Origin of the sequence: Burkholderia latens (assembly GCF_902499045.1) — a bacterium.
Lineage (GTDB): Bacteria > Pseudomonadota > Gammaproteobacteria > Burkholderiales > Burkholderiaceae > Burkholderia > Burkholderia latens.
The window spans coordinates 1-17,166 of sequence record NZ_CABVPL010000068.1 but is presented as its reverse complement, the minus strand read 5'-3'; the positions used below and the strand labels follow the sequence as shown (position 1 = coordinate 17,166).

At 67.6% G+C, this 17,166-nt stretch carries 17 protein-coding genes and 1 other RNA gene; 9 read left to right on the top strand and 9 right to left on the bottom strand.

Annotation, left to right across the window (positions count from 1 at the left end; translation table 11 throughout):
- Window positions 1-25 precede the first annotated feature (25 nt).
- The 3 genes from ruvA (at window position 26) to BSE24067_RS29955 (ending at window position 2,761) form a co-directional block, all read left to right on the top strand.
- Window positions 26-607: a Holliday junction branch migration protein RuvA gene (gene ruvA, locus BSE24067_RS29965; RefSeq protein WP_151066698.1), complete on the top strand. Its 582-nt coding sequence runs from the start codon at window positions 26-28 to the stop codon at window positions 605-607.
- Window positions 608-715: 108 nt separating this feature from the next.
- Window positions 716-1,783, top strand: a complete 1,068-nt coding sequence (gene ruvB / locus BSE24067_RS29960) for a Holliday junction branch migration DNA helicase RuvB (RefSeq protein WP_151066700.1) — start codon at window positions 716-718, stop codon at window positions 1,781-1,783.
- 24 nt (window positions 1,784-1,807) lie between these two features.
- On the top strand, window positions 1,808-2,761 hold the full coding sequence (locus tag BSE24067_RS29955; protein WP_151066702.1) for an oxygenase MpaB family protein: 954 nt from the start codon (window positions 1,808-1,810) through the stop codon (window positions 2,759-2,761).
- Window positions 2,762-2,904: 143 nt separating this feature from the next.
- Here the strand turns inward: BSE24067_RS29955 and BSE24067_RS29950 are convergent, their stop codons facing one another.
- From BSE24067_RS29950 to tyrS, 3 genes are read right to left on the bottom strand one after another with little or no spacing between them, the layout of a single operon-like run.
- A complete protein-coding gene (locus BSE24067_RS29950) occupies window positions 2,905-3,567 on the bottom strand; it encodes a histidine phosphatase family protein (protein WP_151066704.1) in 663 nt (220 codons plus the stop codon).
- Between the two features lie 33 nt (window positions 3,568-3,600).
- Window positions 3,601-4,059: a D-aminoacyl-tRNA deacylase gene (gene dtd / locus BSE24067_RS29945; protein WP_151066706.1), complete on the bottom strand. Its 459-nt coding sequence runs from the start codon at window positions 4,057-4,059 to the stop codon at window positions 3,601-3,603.
- Complete coding sequence (gene tyrS, locus BSE24067_RS29940; protein WP_151066708.1) at window positions 4,056-5,297, bottom strand: tyrosine--tRNA ligase; 1,242 nt, start codon at window positions 5,295-5,297, stop codon at window positions 4,056-4,058. Before tyrS ends, dtd begins: the two co-directional genes overlap by 4 nt.
- A 143-nt stretch (window positions 5,298-5,440) precedes the next feature.
- On the opposite strand from tyrS, the gene BSE24067_RS29935 reads away from it, so the two are divergent.
- Window positions 5,441-6,589 (top strand): anhydro-N-acetylmuramic acid kinase, encoded by a 1,149-nt coding sequence (locus BSE24067_RS29935; protein WP_151066710.1) that lies wholly within the window; start codon window positions 5,441-5,443, stop codon window positions 6,587-6,589.
- Window positions 6,590-6,697: 108 nt separating this feature from the next.
- Here the strand turns inward: BSE24067_RS29935 and erpA are convergent, their stop codons facing one another.
- The 3 genes from erpA to rplM all read right to left on the bottom strand — a co-directional run bounded on the left by erpA (window position 6,698) and on the right by rplM (window position 8,108).
- Window positions 6,698-7,069, bottom strand: a complete 372-nt coding sequence (gene erpA / locus BSE24067_RS29930; RefSeq protein WP_006751888.1) for an iron-sulfur cluster insertion protein ErpA — start codon at window positions 7,067-7,069, stop codon at window positions 6,698-6,700.
- A 206-nt stretch (window positions 7,070-7,275) separates the two neighbouring features.
- Complete coding sequence (gene rpsI, locus BSE24067_RS29925; protein ID WP_011883283.1) at window positions 7,276-7,668, bottom strand: 30S ribosomal protein S9; 393 nt, start codon at window positions 7,666-7,668, stop codon at window positions 7,276-7,278.
- Between the two features lie 11 nt (window positions 7,669-7,679).
- Entirely contained in the window at window positions 7,680-8,108 is a 429-nt protein-coding gene (gene rplM / locus BSE24067_RS29920) for a 50S ribosomal protein L13 (RefSeq protein ID WP_009687896.1), read from the bottom strand.
- 310 nt (window positions 8,109-8,418) lie between these two features.
- Between rplM and BSE24067_RS29915 the strand changes: the two genes are divergently transcribed.
- Together BSE24067_RS29915 and BSE24067_RS29910 are read left to right on the top strand one after the other, a co-directional pair.
- Window positions 8,419-8,736, top strand: coding sequence for a DUF1090 family protein (locus BSE24067_RS29915; RefSeq protein WP_151066724.1), 318 nt, complete (start codon window positions 8,419-8,421; stop codon window positions 8,734-8,736).
- Between the two features lie 433 nt (window positions 8,737-9,169).
- Window positions 9,170-9,634: an OsmC family protein gene (locus tag BSE24067_RS29910; protein WP_174904959.1), complete on the top strand. Its 465-nt coding sequence runs from the start codon at window positions 9,170-9,172 to the stop codon at window positions 9,632-9,634.
- 69 nt (window positions 9,635-9,703) lie between these two features.
- On the opposite strand, the gene rnpB is transcribed toward BSE24067_RS29910, so the two are convergent.
- The 3 genes from rnpB to pyrC form a co-directional block, all read right to left on the bottom strand.
- Window positions 9,704-10,115, bottom strand: an RNA gene (rnpB, locus tag BSE24067_RS29905) — RNase P RNA component class A.
- Between the two features lie 12 nt (window positions 10,116-10,127).
- Window positions 10,128-11,006 (bottom strand): DUF3025 domain-containing protein, encoded by an 879-nt coding sequence (locus BSE24067_RS29900; protein ID WP_151066714.1) that lies wholly within the window; start codon window positions 11,004-11,006, stop codon window positions 10,128-10,130.
- Window positions 11,003-12,067 carry a dihydroorotase gene (gene pyrC / locus BSE24067_RS29895; RefSeq protein WP_151066716.1) on the bottom strand — a complete coding sequence of 355 codons (1,065 nt, stop codon included), beginning with the start codon at window positions 12,065-12,067 and terminating at the stop codon, window positions 11,003-11,005. The genes BSE24067_RS29900 and pyrC overlap by 4 nt, the downstream gene beginning before the upstream one ends.
- Window positions 12,068-12,269: 202 nt before the next feature.
- Between pyrC and BSE24067_RS29890 the strand changes: the two genes are divergently transcribed.
- From BSE24067_RS29890 to BSE24067_RS29880, 3 genes are all read left to right on the top strand, one after another.
- The gene (locus BSE24067_RS29890) at window positions 12,270-13,187 is read left to right on the top strand and encodes a class II glutamine amidotransferase (protein WP_151066718.1); all 918 of its coding nucleotides are present in this window, start codon (window positions 12,270-12,272) and stop codon (window positions 13,185-13,187) included.
- Window positions 13,188-13,244: 57 nt separating this feature from the next.
- Entirely contained in the window at window positions 13,245-13,502 is a 258-nt protein-coding gene (locus BSE24067_RS29885; protein WP_151066720.1) for a hypothetical protein, read from the top strand.
- Between the two features lie 375 nt (window positions 13,503-13,877).
- Window positions 13,878-17,166: ESPR-type extended signal peptide-containing protein (locus BSE24067_RS29880; protein ID WP_217460372.1), on the top strand; the 3,289-nt coding region annotated here is incomplete at its 3' end.

The window sequence follows — 17,166 nt, the reverse complement described above, 5'->3', positions numbered from 1 at the left end:
CTTTCTCCCTCGCATCCCGCCTTCCATGATCGGTCGCATCGCCGGCATCCTGCTCGAAAAGAACCCGCCTCACCTGCTCGTCGACTGCAACGGCGTCGGCTACGAAATCGACGTGCCGATGAGCACCTTCTACAACCTGCCGCAAACTGGCGAGCGCGTCGTACTGCTCACGCAGCAGATCGTGCGCGAGGACGCGCACCTGCTGTACGGCTTCCTGACGCCGCAGGAACGCACGACCTTCCGCGAACTGCTGAAGATCACCGGCATCGGCGCGCGCATGGCGCTCGCCGTGCTGTCGGGCATGAGCGTGCAGGAGCTCGCGCAGGCCGTGACGATGCAGGACGCCGCGCGCCTCACGCGCCTGCCCGGCATCGGCAAGAAGACCGCCGAGCGCCTGCTGCTCGAGCTGAAGGGCAAGCTCGGCGCGGACCTCGGCGCGCTCGCCGGCGCCGCGTCGCCGTCCGACCAGGCGACCGACATCCTCAACGCGCTCGTCGCGCTCGGCTATTCCGAAAAGGAAGGCCTCGCCGCGATCAAGAACGTGCCGGCCGGCACCGGCGTGTCGGAGGGCATCAAGCTCGCACTCAAGGCGCTGTCGAAGGTGTAACGGCCACCGGAGCGGGTTGTCGAAGCCAGTGTCGCGCTACCGTGCGGTGCGCGCCAGTCGGCCGTTCGGCCAGTTCGGCCGCGCGACGGTGCGCGGTACAATGGCCGCATGATTGAAACCGACAAACTCGCCGCCGAGCGGATCATCGCCGCCACGCCCGCCTCGTCGCACGAGGAGGTGTTCGAACGCGCGCTGCGGCCGCGCCAGCTCGACGACTACGTTGGCCAGGAAAAGGTTCGCGGCCAGCTCGAGATCTTCATCGAGGCCGCGAAGCGCCGCTCCGAGCCGCTCGACCACGTGCTGCTGTTCGGGCCGCCGGGCCTCGGCAAGACGACCCTCGCGCACATCATCGCTCGCGAAATGGGCGTGAACCTGCGCCAGACGTCGGGCCCCGTGCTCGAACGCGCGGGCGATCTCGCCGCGCTGCTGACCAACCTCGAAGCGAACGACGTGCTGTTCATCGACGAGATCCATCGGCTGTCGCCGGTCGTCGAGGAAATCCTGTATCCGGCGCTCGAGGATTACCAGATCGACATCATGATCGGCGAGGGGCCGGCCGCGCGCAGCGTGAAGCTCGACCTGCAGCCGTTCACGCTGGTCGGCGCGACCACGCGCGCGGGGATGCTGACCAATCCGCTGCGCGACCGCTTCGGGATCGTCGCGCGCCTCGAGTTCTACGATGCCGATCAACTGTCGCGCATCGTGCGCCGCTCCGCGTCGCTGCTGAACGCACAGATCGATCCGAACGGCGCGCTGGAGATCGCGAAGCGCTCGCGCGGCACGCCGCGGATCGCGAACCGGCTGCTGCGCCGCGTGCGCGACTATGCGGAAGTGAAGGCCGACGGCCAGATCACCGCGGCCGTCGCCGATGCCGCGCTCGCGATGCTCGATGTCGATCCGGTCGGCTTCGACCTGATGGACCGCAAGCTGCTGGAGGCGATCCTGCACAAGTTCGACGGCGGCCCGGTCGGCATCGACAACCTCGCGGCGGCGATCGGCGAGGAGCGCGACACGATCGAGGACGTGCTCGAACCATATCTGATCCAGCAGGGCTTCCTGCAGCGCACGCCACGCGGGCGTGTCGCGACGCTGCTCACGTATCGCCACTTCGGGCTCGCCGCGCCCGCCGCCGGCGACACCGAACCCGGCATGTGGGATACCCCTGACGGGAAGTGAACTGCTGCCCGCACGAAGCCAGCCATGACCACGCCGCCCAGCTCACGCCCCGCCGCTCCAGCACCGGGCCCGCGCTGGGCGGAGCCGATCCGCAAGCGGCTCGTGGCCGGCATCACGCACCTGACGGCAGGTGGCGGCGGTCCGTCGATCGATCTGTCGTCGCCGCCGGGCGACCCGGGCCTGTTCGGCCCCGACGCGGTCTGCTGGCGCGTGCATGCCGATTTCACGTCGATGATGACGGGCGGCATCGCCGCGCTGCTGCTGCAGGCGCTCCATCCGCTCGCGCTCGCGGGCGTCTGGGATCATTCGTCGTTTCGCACGGACATCCTCGGCCGCCTGCGGCGCACGGCCACGTTCATCACGGGCACGACGTTCGGCAGCCGCGCGGACGCACTGGCGCTGATCGAGCGCGTGAAAGCGATTCACGCGCGCATCGCGGGCACCGCGCCCGACGGGCGGCCATACCGGGCCGACGATCCGGCGTTGCTGACCTGGGTGCATGTCGCGGAAGTATCGAGCTTCCTCGCCGCGCATTTGCGCTATGTAAATCCGTCGTTGCCGGGCGAACTGCAGGACCGCTACTACGCCGAAACGGCACTGATCGCCGAGTTGCTCGGCGCCGCGGACGTTCCGCGCTCGCGTGCCGAGGTAGCAGCGTATCTCGCGCGAATGCAGCCCGAACTCGCGGCCGGGCCGCGCACCTTCGACGTGATGGACATCCTGATGAATGCGCCGGTTGCATCGCCCGCGCTGCGTCCGGCCGCGTCACTGATGATGCATGCGGGAATCGACCTGCTCCCGCGCTGGGCGCAACGGATGCTCGGCGTATCGACGTTCGCGCCGCTGCGGCGCGCGGTGGTCCGGCCCGGCGTCCGGGCAGTCGCGCCGGTGCTGCGCTGGGCGCTCGTCAATGGCGCGTCGAAACGCGCACGCCGCCGCGCGGCCGCAACACCGACCGACGGCACCCCGCCCGGCTGACGGCGCTTCAGATCATGCGCTTGTAACAGGCTGGCGGGCTCGCTCGTACGCACGGCCGCAAGACTGCCGATCCCGCCCGCCCCGCGACCCGCGCGGCACTCTGCTCGCCCGATATCCGCGACGCGCACGCCCGCGCGACGAGATCAGAGCACCTTGCGATACCCGTCGTCGTCGCTTGCGGTATCGAGATGCGACACGTCGGCCCACCGCACGACGTGCGCGCGGCCGTCGACGTAATCGACCACGTTGATGCTCGTGTTGAGCAGTTGATAGCTGCGCGGCGCGGCCAGGTCGAGGCCGTTCGCAAAGCGATAGACGCAGTCGAGCACGCCGCCGTGGGCGACGCAGGCGATGCGGCCACCCGGATGCGCGGCGACGATCGGCTCGAGCGCATGCAGCACGCGGTGATAGAACTCGCGCTGCGACTCGCCGCCGTCAGGCGCGAAACCCGGGTCGCGCGTCTGCCAGGCGGCATAGGCATCCGGGAACAACGTCTCGATCTCGGTGCTGTCATGCCCCTGGAACACGCCGTACGAACGTTCGCGCAGCCCCTCGCGCAACTTCAGCGGCAGCCCGAGCGCATCGGCGAACGGTTGCGCGGTCTGCTGCGCGCGCATCAGATCGCTCGAATAGATCGCGTCGATCCGCTGCCCGTCCCGCGCTTCCCGCGCGAGCCGCGCGGCGAGACGCTGCGCCTGCGCGAGCCCCGTGTCGGCCAGCGGAATGTCGATATGGCCCTGGATCCGTTTGATACGGTTCCAGGCCGTCTCGCCATGGCGAATGAACAGGATCTGCGTGGTGGCCATCGCGGCGCGTCTCCGGGAAAGAATCAGGGCCGATCAGGGCCGCACTTGCAGCCAGAACGTCACGGGGCCGTCGTTGACGAGCGACACCTGCATGTCGGCGCCGAACTCGCCGGTCTCGACGACCGGATGGCGCGCGCGAGCAGCCGCGACGAAATAGTCGAACAGGCGCGCGCCTTCGTCGGGCGGCGCGGCCGGCGTGAAGCTCGGCCGCAGCCCGCTGTTGGTATCGGCCGCGAGCGTGAATTGCGACACGAGCAGCAGGCCGCCGGCGCCGCCCGCGCCGTCGATGTTCGACACCGGCAGATTCATCTTGCCGGCCGCGTCGCTGAATACGCGATAGCCGAGCACCTTCGCGAGCAGCTTGTCGGCCGCGGCCTCGGTGTCGCCGCGCTCCGCGCAGACGAGCGCGAGCAGGCCCGGACCGATCTCACCCGTCGTGCGGTCGCCGACACGCACGTCGGCGCGCTTCACGCGCTGGATCAGCGCGATCATGCGGTCAGCGTGACGCGCGCGAAGCGGCGCTTGCCGACCTGGACGACGAACTCGCCGGCCTCGACCTTCAGGCCCTTGTCGGACACCGTCGCGCCGTCGATCTTCACGCCGCCCTGCTCGATGTTGCGCAGCGCTTCGCTCGTCGACGGCACGAGCCCCGCCTGCTTCAGCAGCTGGCCGATCGCGAGCGGTGCGCCCGCGAGCGTGACCGACGGGATATCGTCGGGCACGCCGCCCTTCGCGCGGTGGTTGAAGTCCTCGAGCGCACGCTCGGCATCGGCCTGCGAGTGGAAGCGCGCGACGATTTCCTGCGCAAGCAGCACCTTGAAGTCGCGCGGATTGCGGCCGCCTTCGGCGTCGCGCTTGAAGCCCGCGATTTCTTCCATGCTGCGGAACGACAGCAGTTCGAAGTAACGCCACATCAGCGTGTCCGAGATGCTCATCAGCTTGCCGAACATGTCGGTCGGCTTCTCGCTGATGCCGACGTAGTTGCCCTTCGACTTCGACATCTTCTCGACGCCGTCGAGCCCTTCGAGCAGCGGCATCGTCAGGATGCACTGCTGTTCCTGGCCGTACTGCTTCTGCAGTTCGCGGCCGACCAGCAGGTTGAACTTCTGGTCGGTGCCGCCGAGCTCGAGGTCGGCGTTCAGCGCGACCGAGTCGTAGCCCTGCATCAGCGGGTACAGGAATTCGTGGATCGAGATCGGCACGCCGCTCTGGAAGCGCTTCGTGAAGTCCTCGCGCTCGAGAATCCGCGCGACGGTGTAACGCGACGCGAGCTTGATCATCCCGTCGGCGCCGAGCGGCATCGACCATTCGCTGTTGTAGCGGATCTCGGTCTTGTCGCGGTCGAGCACCAGCGCGGCCTGCTCGAAGTAGGTCTTCGCGTTCGACTCGATCTGCTCGCGCGTGAGCGGCGGGCGCGTCGCGTTGCGGCCCGACGGATCGCCGATCAGCGACGTGAAATCGCCGATCAGGAAAATCACCGTGTGGCCGAGGTCCTGCAGCTGACGCATCTTGTTCAGCACGACCGTATGGCCGATGTGGATGTCGGGCGCGGTCGGATCGAGGCCGAGCTTGATGCGCAGCGGCGTGCCGGTGGCGGCGCTGCGCGCGAGCTTCTGCGCGAATTCTTCCTCGATCAGCAGCTCGTCGACGCCGCGCTTCGTGACGGCAAGCGCATGGCGGACTTCGTCGGTGATCGGGAAAACAGGCTTGGAACTGGGTTCGGTGCTCATCGGTGCCGGGGAAGAATGTCGCAAAGACAGGGATTTTCCCATAACTTGCGCGTGCATCGCTTAACGACGCGCCAGGTTGCGCGGATAATCGGGCGCAAGGCGCGCGGCACCGGCCCGCGCCCCATGATCGAGGAGAATCCAACGTGCCGCAACGACATCCGCAACCCGCCCATCCGGCCGACGGCATCTACTTCGGGCTGATGTCGGGCACCAGCATGGACGGCGTCGACGGCGTCGCCGTGCGTTTCGAGACCGGCAAGGCGCCCGTCGTGCTCGCGGAAGCGTTCGTCGGCTTCGCGCAGTCGCTGCGCGACGCGCTGTTCGCGCTGCAGCAGCCCGGCGACGACGAGATCGACCGCGAATCGGTCGCGGCGAACGCGCTCGTCGCGCGCTACGCGGTGTGCTGCCACGAGCTGCAGCGCACGGCCGGGCTGTCGCGCGACGACATCCGCGCGATCGGCGTGCACGGCCAGACGGTGCGGCACCGCCCCGAGCGCGGCTACACGCGTCAGCTCAACAACCCGGCGCTGCTCGCGGAGCTCGCGCACATCGACGTGATCGCCGATTTCCGCAGCCGCGACGTCGCGGCCGGCGGCCATGGCGCACCGCTCGCGCCGGCGTTTCATGCGACGGTGTTCGGCGCCGCCGGGGAGACGCGCGTCGTCTGCAATCTCGGCGGCATCAGCAACATCACGATCCTGCCCGGCGCAGGCGGCGATGTGCGCGGCTTCGACTGCGGGCCCGCGAACGCGCTGATCGACGCGTGGGCGACGCGCCACCTCGGCAAGCCGTACGACGACGGCGGCAAGTTCGCTGCGCGCGGCACCGTGCACGCGCCGCTGCTCGACGCACTGCTCGACGAGCCGTACTTCACAGCGCCGCCGCCGAAGAGCACCGGCCGCGACCTGTTCAATCCCGCGTGGCTCGACGCGAAGCTCGCCGCGTTCACGCAGGTCGCGCCGCACGACGTGCAGGCGACGCTGACCGCGCTCACGGCCGTGTCGGTTGCCCGCGAAATCGCGCAGCATGCGCCGGATTGCCGCGCCGTGTTCGTCTGCGGCGGCGGCGCGCGCAATCCGGTGCTGCTGGCCGCGCTGAAGGATGCGCTGCACCAAGCCGGCGTGCCGGCAACGGTCGACACGACCGCCGCGCTCGGCGTGCCGCCGCAACAGGTGGAGGCGCTCGCGTTCGCGTGGCTCGCGTACCGCTTCACCGCGCGCCAGCCCGGCAATCTCGCGAGCGTGACGGGTGCGGCGGGCGAACGCGTGCTCGGCGCGCTCTATCCGCGCTGAACGCCGTGACAGACCGACGCATGCGGTGACGCCGCGCACAGGCATAAAAAAACGGGGCATGCAGCCCCGTTTTTCATTCCGGCGAACCGGGCAGGATCCGTCGTGCGCTCAGACCGAGAACGACGAGCCACACCCGCAGGTGGTCGTGGCGTTCGGGTTCTTGATCACGAACTGGGCGCCGTTGAGGTCGTCCTTGTAGTCGATCTCGGCGCCGACCAGGTACTGGTAGCTCATCGAGTCGATCAGGAGTTGGACGCCGTTCTTGTTCATCACGGTGTCGTCCTCGTTGACTTCCTCGTCAAACGTGAAGCCATACTGGAAGCCCGAGCAGCCGCCGCCTTGCACGAACACGCGCAGCTTCAGGTCGGGATTGCCCTCTTCGTCGATCAGTTGCTTGACCTTGTCGGCCGCGGCGTCGGTGAAGACGAACGGTACCGGCATTTCGGCCGTCGTTGCTGCGGATTCGGTAACAGCGTTCATGCGAACTCTCCAAAAAGCTTTAGCCGCTATTGTAGGGCCGATCAGAAGATCGTGCTGATGTCCATGAAATCAATAGGTTCTTGTTGATTTCAATCCAGCAGGCTGCCCGCGGGCGCCGCCGCGCGGGCATAAAAAAACCGCCAGCGCGAAAGCTGGCGGTTTTTCGGGCGGACGCCACCCGAAGGCGGCGCGGCCATGAAGCGGAATTAACGCTTCGAGAACTGCTTTGCGCGACGTGCCTTGCGCAGACCAACCTTCTTACGCTCGACTTCACGTGCATCGCGCGTGACGAAGCCTGCGTTGGACAGCGACGGCTTCAGCGTCGCATCGTAGTCGATCAGCGCGCGGGTGATGCCGTGACGCACTGCGCCTGCCTGACCCGTTTCGCCGCCGCCGTTGACGTTGACCTTGATGTCGAACGTCTGGCCGTGGTTCGTGAGTTCCAGCGGCTGACGCACGATCATCAGCGACGTTTCGCGCGAGAAGTAGTCAGCGATGGGCTTGCCGTTGACGATGATGTCGCCCTTGCCAGCCTTGATGAAGACACGAGCGACTGCGCTCTTGCGGCGGCCCGTACCGTAGTTCCAGTTACCGATCATGTGGGCTCCCGTTAGATCTCGAGCGCCTTCGGCTGTTGAGCCGAGTGCGGATGCGTGGCTTCTGCGTAGACCTTCAGCTTCTTGATCATCGCGTAGCCGAGCGGGCCCTTCGGCAGCATGCCCTTGACCGCCTTCTCGAGCGCACGGCCCGGGAAGCGTTCCTGCATCTTGCCGAACGTCGTTTCATAGATACCGCCCGGGTAGCCCGAGTGACGGTAGTACTTCTTGTCCAGAGTCTTGTTGCCCGTGACCTTCAACTTGCTCGCGTTGATGATGATGATGAAATCACCAGTGTCGACGTGCGGGGTGAACTCAGGCTTGTGCTTGCCGCGCAGACGGCGTGCCACTTCGCTGGCAACACGGCCGAGAACCTTGTCCGTCGCGTCAATCACGTACCATTCGCGCGTCACCTCATGGGCTTTTGCGGAAAACGTCTTCATGATCGATCCAAAAAAAATGCTTTGCCCGATGTGTTCTTCCTGCTTGTCTGAGTGCGCTTCGAGGCGCGGTGCAGGCTCTCCCTGTTCTTTTTCCGTGGGCATGAATGCGGAAAAGCCCTGAATTATAAAGGAAATGCCGGGCTGCGGTCAAAGAGAATCCATGTCCCGCACCGCCGGCGCCCGAAATGGGCCAAAATTCGGTCGTGCCCCATCACGCCAGGCGAACCGAGCGCCCGCGGAGGCACCCATCGACGCGGCACCTGACCTTGCCGCGCCCGATCGGCGACATCCGAGAAAACGACCGACAAGCATGATGAAACAACGACTTACGCCCTTTCTTGCGGCCGCGCTGTTGGCCGCCGCGGCACCCGCAGCCGCGCGGGCCGGCTGCGACGCGAAGCTCGAGGCCCTCGACGCACGCATCGCCGACGCGCGCAGCACCCATGCCGAGGATCGCATCGCCCGGCTGCGCGCGGTGCGCGAGCGCGTACGCCACTTCTGCGCACGCGGGCACGGACACGCATCCGCCACTCAGGCTTCGTCACCGGCGTCGCGTTCCAGCGACGCGCCGGCCGCCACGGCACCGGCCGCCGCGACATCGCAGCCTGCCGCACGGCAGCCTGCGTAGTTCGCATCGATGAAGGTTAGCGGTGCGCGCGAACCGCGCGCCGATACTTGCACTGGACGAAAAAAAGCCCGAACGGCTGGTTCGGGCTTAATCCACCTTAGGAGGAGGGTGGAGGAGACATTCGGAGGTTGCCGCAGCGCGACAACCAATGGAACTCATTATACGAATGGGTTGCCGATTTCACAAGAAAATTTGCATTGCGAAATCGAACACCACAATGCGGGATTTTCTGAAAACCGCCCACCACTCCGAATTTCCCGTTTGAAATCAATGGACTGGAACGCAACGTCGCAGCAGCGATCCACCCCGCCTAGAGTAAAACCCCTAATGCCGACAGGGATGTGACCTGCCCCGCCCTGGCCGGCGGCATGGCCGCCGCAGCGGCGTTTCGCTTCGTGCAGCGCATCAGCCGACCGTTGCGCCGCGGGCTACAATGCCGGATCGAATCCGAATCAGGCAACGCTGGAGTGCAAGCATGGAATGCAAAGTAAGCTGGATGGGTCAGGACGGCATGGCGTTTTCGGCCGAGACCGGAAGCGGCCACCTCGTCACGATGGACGGCGCGCCGGAAGGCGGCGGTCATAATCTCGCGCCGCGCCCGATGGAAATGGTGCTGCTCGGCACCGGCGGCTGCACCGCGTACGACGTCGTGCTGATCCTGAAGAAGAGCCGCCAGGAAGTCACCGGCTGCTCGGTCACGCTGAAGGCCGAACGCGCAAGCGAAGACCCGAAGGTCTTCACCAAGGTCCACTTCCACTTCACCGTCACGGGCCGCAACCTGAACCCGGCCACGGTCGAGCGTGCGATCAACCTGTCGCACGACAAGTACTGCTCCGCATCGATCATGATCGCGAAGACGGCCGAGCTCACGCACTCGTTCGACATCGTCGCGTCCTGAACGCACGGCGGCCGTGCATGAAAAAAGGGCCGGCGCGCCTCGCGGAGCGCCGGCCCTTTCGCATTCGAGCGGCAAAGCTGGCCGATAAGCCGGATTCTGTGCACGCCGCACACCGAAGCGTGCAGCGCGTGGCAGTCATTCCTCTAGGCGCGCCATTGCTGACGCGCTCAAGCTTCCTACCCGCAGACGAGACGGGGGCCCCGTCCTGCATCCGAAAATGCGCGCCTGCCTACTTGGAATTGCTCCGGGTGGAGGTTACCGTGCCGGCGAACGTCGCCGTCGCCGCGGTGCGCTCTTACCGCACCGTTTCACCCTTACCTGATCCCGGCTTGCGCCGGGCCATCGGCGGTTTGCTTTCTGTTGCCCTGTTCCGCGTGTCGCCACGGATGGCCGTTAGCCATCACCCTGCCCTGTGGAGTCCGGACTTTCCTCGCCCCCGCCTGCCCGAAGGCGGCGAGGCCGCGACTGCCTGGCCCGCTTTGCGACGCGCATTCTAGCACTGCGCGCCGCCGGCCGCAGAGCGGGTGCGGCGGCCGCTGCGGAACACTGCCGGATCGTCATAGAACGCCGGCGCCGCATTGTCGTCGCACCAGCCCGGCACGCCGAGCACCGGCAGCGGCGCGAAATCACGGCTCGTCAGCTCGCGCGTCGCGAGTTCGCCGGCGATCCGCGCGTCGAGATGTGCGGCCCGCTGCGCGTCGGGCCACGAGAAATAATCGTCGCTCACTTCGACGATCCACGTGTGTGCGGTGCAGGACTTGTAAGGCGCGACAAGCTTCTCGAGCAGCGCATGGCCGACGAGCCGCGCCTCGCAGCGCGTGCCCCACGCGCCGCGCGCGGCCACCAGAAGCCGTTGCCAGCTGAAGCCGCGCAGCGCGTCGGCGAGCGTGCGGTCGGCCGTCACGAACAGCGCGGCGTTTTCGTCGAACAGCGTCAGCGCATCGCGCAGCGTGCCGCGCACGGGCCCGACGCCGCCTGCCGCGTCGATCGCCGCGGCCTGGCGCGCGTTCAGCGCGGCCTTGATGCGCGGATACGCGAACCAGACGAGCGCATTGAAGAAGTCGTGAAGATTGTGGCGGGTCGGCACGCAGCCCGTCTCGGCGATGTGGGTTTCGTACGCGATGCCGGCCGGCAGCTCGGCCTGCGGCACGAACCGCAGCGGCCGGCCGCGGCCGCTTGCGCGCGCGCCGCCACGCAGCGCGTCGTTCAGCGCATCGAGCAGCGCGGGCTCGCCCGCGAACGCGGCTGCCTGCAGCGGCCGCCCGTACGCGGCATAAGGCGCGAGCCACGGCGCGGACCAGTCGATCCGCGCGAACGCCGCCGCCCCGCCGCCGTCCGTCCGGCCGGCGCCGCGCGGCGGCGAGCCAGTCATGCGAACTTCCAGCCGATCGTTTCGCCGGCGCGCAGCGGCACGACCGGCGTATCGCCCGCGAACACTTCGCGCGGCAGTTCCCAGGTCTCGCGACGCAGCGTGATCGTCTCGGTGCTGTGCGGCAGCCCGTAGAAATCGGCGCCGAAGCGGCTCGCGAAATTCTCCAGCTTGTCGAGCGCGCCGGCCTGGTCGAATGCTTCTGCGTACAGTTCGAGCGCGTGCAGCGCCGTGTAGCAGCCCGCGCAGCCGCATGCGGTTTCCTTCGCGCCGCGCGCGTGCGGCGCGCTGTCGGTGCCGAGGAAGAAGCGCGGGTTGCCCGACGTCGCGGCTTCGACGAGCGCGACGCGGTGCGTCTCGCGCTTCAGCACCGGCAGGCAGTAGTAATGCGGACGGATCCCGCCGACGAACAGCGCGTTGCGGCTGTACAGCATGTGCTGCGGCGTGATCGTCGCGCCGAGCAGGCCCGGCGCCGCGTCGGCGTCGCGCACGTAGTCGGCCGCATCCTTCGTCGTGATGTGCTCGAACACGACCTTCAGGCCCGGGAAATCGCGGCGCAGCGGCGTCATCACGCGGTCGATGAACACCTTCTCGCGATCGAACATGTCGACCGCCGGGTCCGTCACCTCGCCGTGCACGAGCAGCGGCATGCCGGTTTCCTGCATCGCCTCGAGCGTCTTCGCGCACTTCGCGAGATCGCTGACGCCGTGGTCGGAATTCGTCGTCGCGCCGGCCGGATACAGCTTCACGCCGTGCACGAAGCCGCTGTCGCGCGCGCGGCGGATTTCGTCGGGCGCCGTGTTGTCGGTCAGGTACAGCGTCATCAGCGGCTCGAACGCCATGCCCGCCGGCAGCGCGGCGAGGATCCGCTCGCGATACGCTTGCGCGTGCGCGGTGGTCGTGACGGGCGGCTTCAGGTTCGGCATCACGATCGCGCGGGCGAACTGGCGCGCGGTGTGCGGCAGCACCGCGGCCAGCATGTCGCCGTCGCGCAGGTGCAGATGCAGGTCGTCGGGACGGGCGAGCGTGAGCGTCGCCGGAGAGGAAGCGTTCGAGGCAGTCATAGGAGGCGTCGTGAGGAACGGGCCGGCCATCGGCGGGGCCGGAACGCACGTGCGCGGGCCGACTGACGGCAAACCGCAACACGGGGCCTTCGGCTGGCGGAATCCGCTTTTTACCGCTCAAGGCTCGGTGATATGCTAGAAGCCACATTGTACCGGGTTCACCCGGTTGATTACCCAGCTTCCGCGCCCCGCCCCAAGTAAAATGTGCCAACTCCTAGGAATGAACTGCGCCGCACCGACGGACGTCACATTCTCCTTCACGGGTTTCGCGGCCCGGGGCGGCCTCACCGATCACCATGCCGACGGCTGGGGAATCGCGTTCTTCGAGGACAAGGCCTGCCGTCTCTTCATCGATCACCAGGCATCGGCCACGTCGCCGATCGCCGAAATGGTGAAGCGCTATCCGATCAAGTCGAAGAACACGATCGCACACATCCGCAAGGCCACGCAGGGTCACATCCTGCTCGAGAACAGCCACCCGTTCATGCGCGAGCTGTGGGGGCGGCACTGGATCTTCGCGCATAACGGCGATCTGCAGGACTACGAACCCGATCTCGACGACAGCGTCTACCATCCGGTCGGCACCACCGACAGCGAGAAAGCGTTCTGCGTGCTGATGCAGGGGCTGCGCGAAGCGTTCCCCGGCGCGCAGCCGCCGTTGCCGGAGCTGTTCGAGCGGGTCGGCGAACTCACGCGCGAGATCACCGATCACGGCGTGTTCAACTTCCTGATGTCGAATGGCCAGGCGCTGTTCGCGCACTGCTCGACACGGCTGCACTACCTCGTGCGCCGCTGGCCGTTCTCGACCGCGCATCTGGTCGACGAAGACCTGTCGATCGACTTCGCGAAATACACGACGCCCGAGGATCGCGTCGCGGTGATCGCCACGCAGCCGCTGACCGACAACGAAGTCTGGACCTCGTTCGAACCGGGCGAGTTGATCATGTTCCAGTGCGGCGACGTCGCCGCGCGCATGCAGATTCCGGTGCCCGAGCGCGTGCTCGAGAAGCTGCGCAATCCGGCGCTCGACGCATCGGCGTCCGCGCCGTGCGCGGGCGCGCGCCGGGAAGCGCTCGCGGCAGCCGCCGGCGACGACGCCGACGACGCAATCGACTTCTGAGCGGCGCGGCCGCGCCGTTTCACGCTTCGTTTTCTGTTTCCTTGCCGTCGCGATGCGATGCAGCCGTTGCCGGCGGCCGGTTGTGCGCTTGCCGCGCCGCGTCGCGTGATCCGCGCCGGCATCCGTGCGCCGAACCTCCGCGCATGGGCAGAAAATCGCGCCGCTCATCCGTCGGCAGTCCGGCTTTCGTTTCATCCGGACCACAATTACGCATCCCACATCGAACCCGCACAACATTCGCTTGATTTTATTAATATCCGCGCGAAAATAACGAACATGCAAATCAGACAAACGAATCAGCACGCATTCACATAATCCTGAAGCCCGATATTATCTCGGCAATCTTCCACGAACAGTGCGTCAGACCACCGAGGCGCGACATAATCCACGCCCCCCGAAAAATCCCGCCAAACCCTTTTGCAGCAAGGCCCTCAGTTCGATTGACCACACAATCCAGAAATACACAACAACGTCGGCATTATCGCCACATCCCTTATTTATTTTGATAATCATTCACCACGCCGATTAGTAGACTCGCTCCGTCCTCGGTGTAACGAATCACGATTGGCACGACGTCGGCAACGCGGCCATGGCTGCCGCACGCCCTTTTTCGCCATTTTCTCGCCGTGGAATGCGCTTTCACCGCGCCGCGGTGGAGATCACTTCAAAAAAAAGAAAGAGGGGCATGTCGTGAATCATTCATTTCGATCGATATGGAGCGAAGCCGCCGGCTGCTGGGTCGCGGTCGCAGAAACGACTCGTGCGCGCGGCAAGCGTTCGAGCCGCGAATCGCGCGCTAGCCGCCAAGCCGGCCGCCCGGCGCTGCGCGCCGCCGTGCTCGGCGCCACGCTCGGCACCGCACTGGCCGCGCTGCCGGCCGGCTTCGCGTACGCATCGGCCTGCGGCGACGGCTCGTCGGTCGCGAGCGGCGGCAGTTGCACGCCGGGCAGTTTCACTCCGACCGTCAACGACAACCTGGCAGGCGCCACGCGCGTCGCAAGCGGTGACACGGTCGGCGTGACGGGCGCATGGACGAGCCAGAACGAAGGCGACGCCGGCTACACGCGCGTCCCATTCGGCACGACGACGGTCGTGTCGGGGAATCCGGACCAGCCGCTGGTGTCGCTCGGCGGCAAGACGCAGAGCGTCAGCACGCCCGACTCGATCACCGGCACGCATACGTCGGTCGCCACGTACAGCTCGTCCGCGTTCACGGCATCGACGGCCGGCGCGACCAACGTGCCCGTCTATCGCGACGTGAACGGCGACCAGTACGTGAATACGCGGATCGGCACCGTCGATCGTTCCGGCGGCACGTTGAACGTGTCGATCGGCAACCCGGCGAACGCGCCGGCCGCGGCAGGCAACGCGATCACGCTGGCCGCGAAGCAGACCGATCTCGCATTCGCCGACGGAACGGGCTCGACGCCCAGCGTCGTCAACTGGAACGGGCGCAACCAGGTCTGGTTCACGACCGGCGACTATCTCGCAAGCGGCGGCCCCGTCGGCAACCTGCAGCTCGACGTGCCGAACTACGCAGGCACCTTCACCGCGTTCGACGGCAGCACGTGGACCGTCAGCGACGCGGCGTCGCTCGCGGCCTACAACGACTTCCTCGTGCGCTCGGTGCAGAGCGGTGCGCTCGGCTCGCAGGCCGCGTACGACAGCGCGTTCAGCCAGGCCGTCACGTTCGCGCAGCAAAACTTCCAGTACGCGAACAACGTATCCGCCGGCGACAAGAACACGCTGCCGATCGACCATCTGTCGGCGATGCACGGCACCGGCGCGAACGCGACGCTGCACATCGGCAAGGACGGCCAGATCGATTTCCGCGGCACCAATACGATCGAATCGAGCTCGGCCGTCCTCGCGGAAAACGGCGCGCACTTCGTCAACGACGGCCGCCTGTCCGGCGATTTCACGCTGGTGCGCCTGCTCACCGGCGCGAGCGGCGTCAACAACGGCGTGATCTCGTCCGGCTATGCGTCGGCGGACAACGTCGACACGAGCAGCAGCGCGCCGCCCGAGAACTTCGGGTTCCACGCGTACACCGAAGGAAACGGCGTGTACGCGAGCGGCACGGGCACGACGTTCACGAACAACGGCGTGATGAACGTCGGCGCGTGGACGCTCGACGGCAACCGCCCCGACCTGCAGAACTACGCGGCGGGCGTGACGTCGGGCGCGAGCGCGTCGAACGCCGGCACGATCAACGTCGGCGTGAATGCGACGACACTCGACAGCCAGGTGATCGGCGGCTTCGCGGCCGGCGGCAGCTTCACGAACGAGGCCGGCGGCACGATCTACCTGGGCCGCGCGGCCCAGTACGGGCCGGGTGCGGCGGCGAACGACGTCGCGCTGTCCGCGCACGCGTACGGGATCCTGCTCGGCGCGTCGGGCACCGCCGCCAACCTCGGCACGATCGTGATCGGCTCGCAGACGCAAAACGGCGCCGCGATGGCGAGCATCGGCTCGGCCTCCGGCACGCTACGCAACGCGGGTTCGATCATCGTGAACGGTGCGGCGCCGGGCACGCCGCTCGCCAACGTCGGCATGCTCGCGGCCGACACCGCGGCGACCGTGACCAACACCGGCACGATCACGCTGAACGGCGTGAACGGCATCGGCGTCATGGTGGTCGGCACCGGCTCGACCGCGACGGCCGCGACGTCGACCGGCACGATCGACGTCGCCGGCGGACTCGATCCGGCATCGGACACGCGCAATTACGGCGTGTGGGCCGAAGGGCCGCGCGCGAAGGCCACGGTCGACGGCGCGCTGAACCTGACGGGCAACGGCGCGATCGGCGTGCACGCGCGCGCGGGTGCGACCATCGACGTCGGCGCGAACGCGGTGCCGCGCTTCATGTCGGGCACGAACCAGACCGGTTTCTACGCATACGGCGCGGGATCGAAGATCAACGTCGCCGCACAGCATCTGAGCGTCGATACCGACGATTCGACGCTGTTCCGCATCGCAAGCGGTGCGGCGTATACGGGCGCATCGGCCGCCGGCACGCTGACGACCGACGTGAACGGCGCACGCGCGCGCGGCGTGCTGGCGACCGGTGCCGGCACGACGTTGTCGACCGGCGACGCCGTCTACCACGTGAACGGCGCGGACGGCATCGCGGTGGCGGTCGAAGGCGGCGCGCAAGGCGCGATCGATGCGGGCGCGACGATCGACCTGAACGCGGCCGGCGCGATCGCGGGCGTCGTGGACGGCCAGGCGCACGACCTCGCCGGCGCGAATACCGGCACGCCGGTCGCGACGACGCTGACCAACGATGCGCCGGTCACGTCGTCGACCACAGGCGTGACCGGCTTCGTCGCGCAGAACCTCGGCACGCTCGAGAACCGCAACACGGTGCTGCTGACCGGCGCCGGTTCGACCGGCGTCGTGGTCGGCGCGCTCGGCACGGTGAACAACGCGTCGAAGATCCGCGTCGCCAACGGCACGGGGGCGCTCGTGCAGGGCGCATCGGCGACGCTGACGAACGCAGGCACGATCGAAGCCGACGACGGCGTCGCGGGCGTGCACCTGACGGGCGCGGGCGCATCGGTCGCGCTGTCGGGCGCCGGCGCGGTCATCGCGAACGGCAGCGCCGACGGCGTGCTGATCGACTCGACCGTATCGGACGGCGGGATCGCGGCCAGCGCGACGTCAATCGCCGTGGGCGGCGCCGGCAAGGGCATCGACAACCTCGGCACGAACGCGACGATCGTGCTGGCGGGCACGCAGATCGGCACGACCGGCAACGGCGCCGACGCGCTGTCGTCGACGGGCGCCGGCGCGCGCATCGCGGCCGACGCGGCGAGCGTCGTGCGTACCGCCGGCGACGACGCCCGCGGCTTCTTCGTGACGGGCGCGGCTTCGACGCTTGCGCTCGACGGCACGACCGTCGCGACGACGGGCGCCGGCGCGCACGCGATCGTCGCGGGCAGCGGCGCGACCGCGCTGCTGTCGGGCGCGAAGCTCT

Coding starts and splice junctions, on each gene's coding strand:
- BSE24067_RS29915 (WP_151066724.1), top strand. CDS start 8,419: ATGATGAAACAACGACTTACGCCCTTTCTTGCGGCCGCGCTGTTGGCC.
- erpA (WP_006751888.1), bottom strand. CDS start 7,069: ATGAACGCTGTTACCGAATCCGCAGCAACGACGGCCGAAATGCCGGTA.
- BSE24067_RS29890 (WP_151066718.1), top strand. CDS start 12,270: ATGTGCCAACTCCTAGGAATGAACTGCGCCGCACCGACGGACGTCACA.
- rpsI (WP_011883283.1), bottom strand. CDS start 7,668: ATGATCGGTAACTGGAACTACGGTACGGGCCGCCGCAAGAGCGCAGTC.
- dtd (WP_151066706.1), bottom strand. CDS start 4,059: ATGATCGCGCTGATCCAGCGCGTGAAGCGCGCCGACGTGCGTGTCGGC.
- pyrC (WP_151066716.1), bottom strand. CDS start 12,067: ATGACTGCCTCGAACGCTTCCTCTCCGGCGACGCTCACGCTCGCCCGT.
- rplM (WP_009687896.1), bottom strand. CDS start 8,108: ATGAAGACGTTTTCCGCAAAAGCCCATGAGGTGACGCGCGAATGGTAC.
- BSE24067_RS29885 (WP_151066720.1), top strand. CDS start 13,245: ATGCAGCCGTTGCCGGCGGCCGGTTGTGCGCTTGCCGCGCCGCGTCGC.
- BSE24067_RS29955 (WP_151066702.1), top strand. CDS start 1,808: ATGACCACGCCGCCCAGCTCACGCCCCGCCGCTCCAGCACCGGGCCCG.
- ruvA (WP_151066698.1), top strand. CDS start 26: ATGATCGGTCGCATCGCCGGCATCCTGCTCGAAAAGAACCCGCCTCAC.
- BSE24067_RS29950 (WP_151066704.1), bottom strand. CDS start 3,567: ATGGCCACCACGCAGATCCTGTTCATTCGCCATGGCGAGACGGCCTGG.
- BSE24067_RS29910 (WP_174904959.1), top strand. CDS start 9,170: ATGCCGGATCGAATCCGAATCAGGCAACGCTGGAGTGCAAGCATGGAA.
- tyrS (WP_151066708.1), bottom strand. CDS start 5,297: ATGAGCACCGAACCCAGTTCCAAGCCTGTTTTCCCGATCACCGACGAA.
- ruvB (WP_151066700.1), top strand. CDS start 716: ATGATTGAAACCGACAAACTCGCCGCCGAGCGGATCATCGCCGCCACG.
- BSE24067_RS29900 (WP_151066714.1), bottom strand. CDS start 11,006: ATGACTGGCTCGCCGCCGCGCGGCGCCGGCCGGACGGACGGCGGCGGG.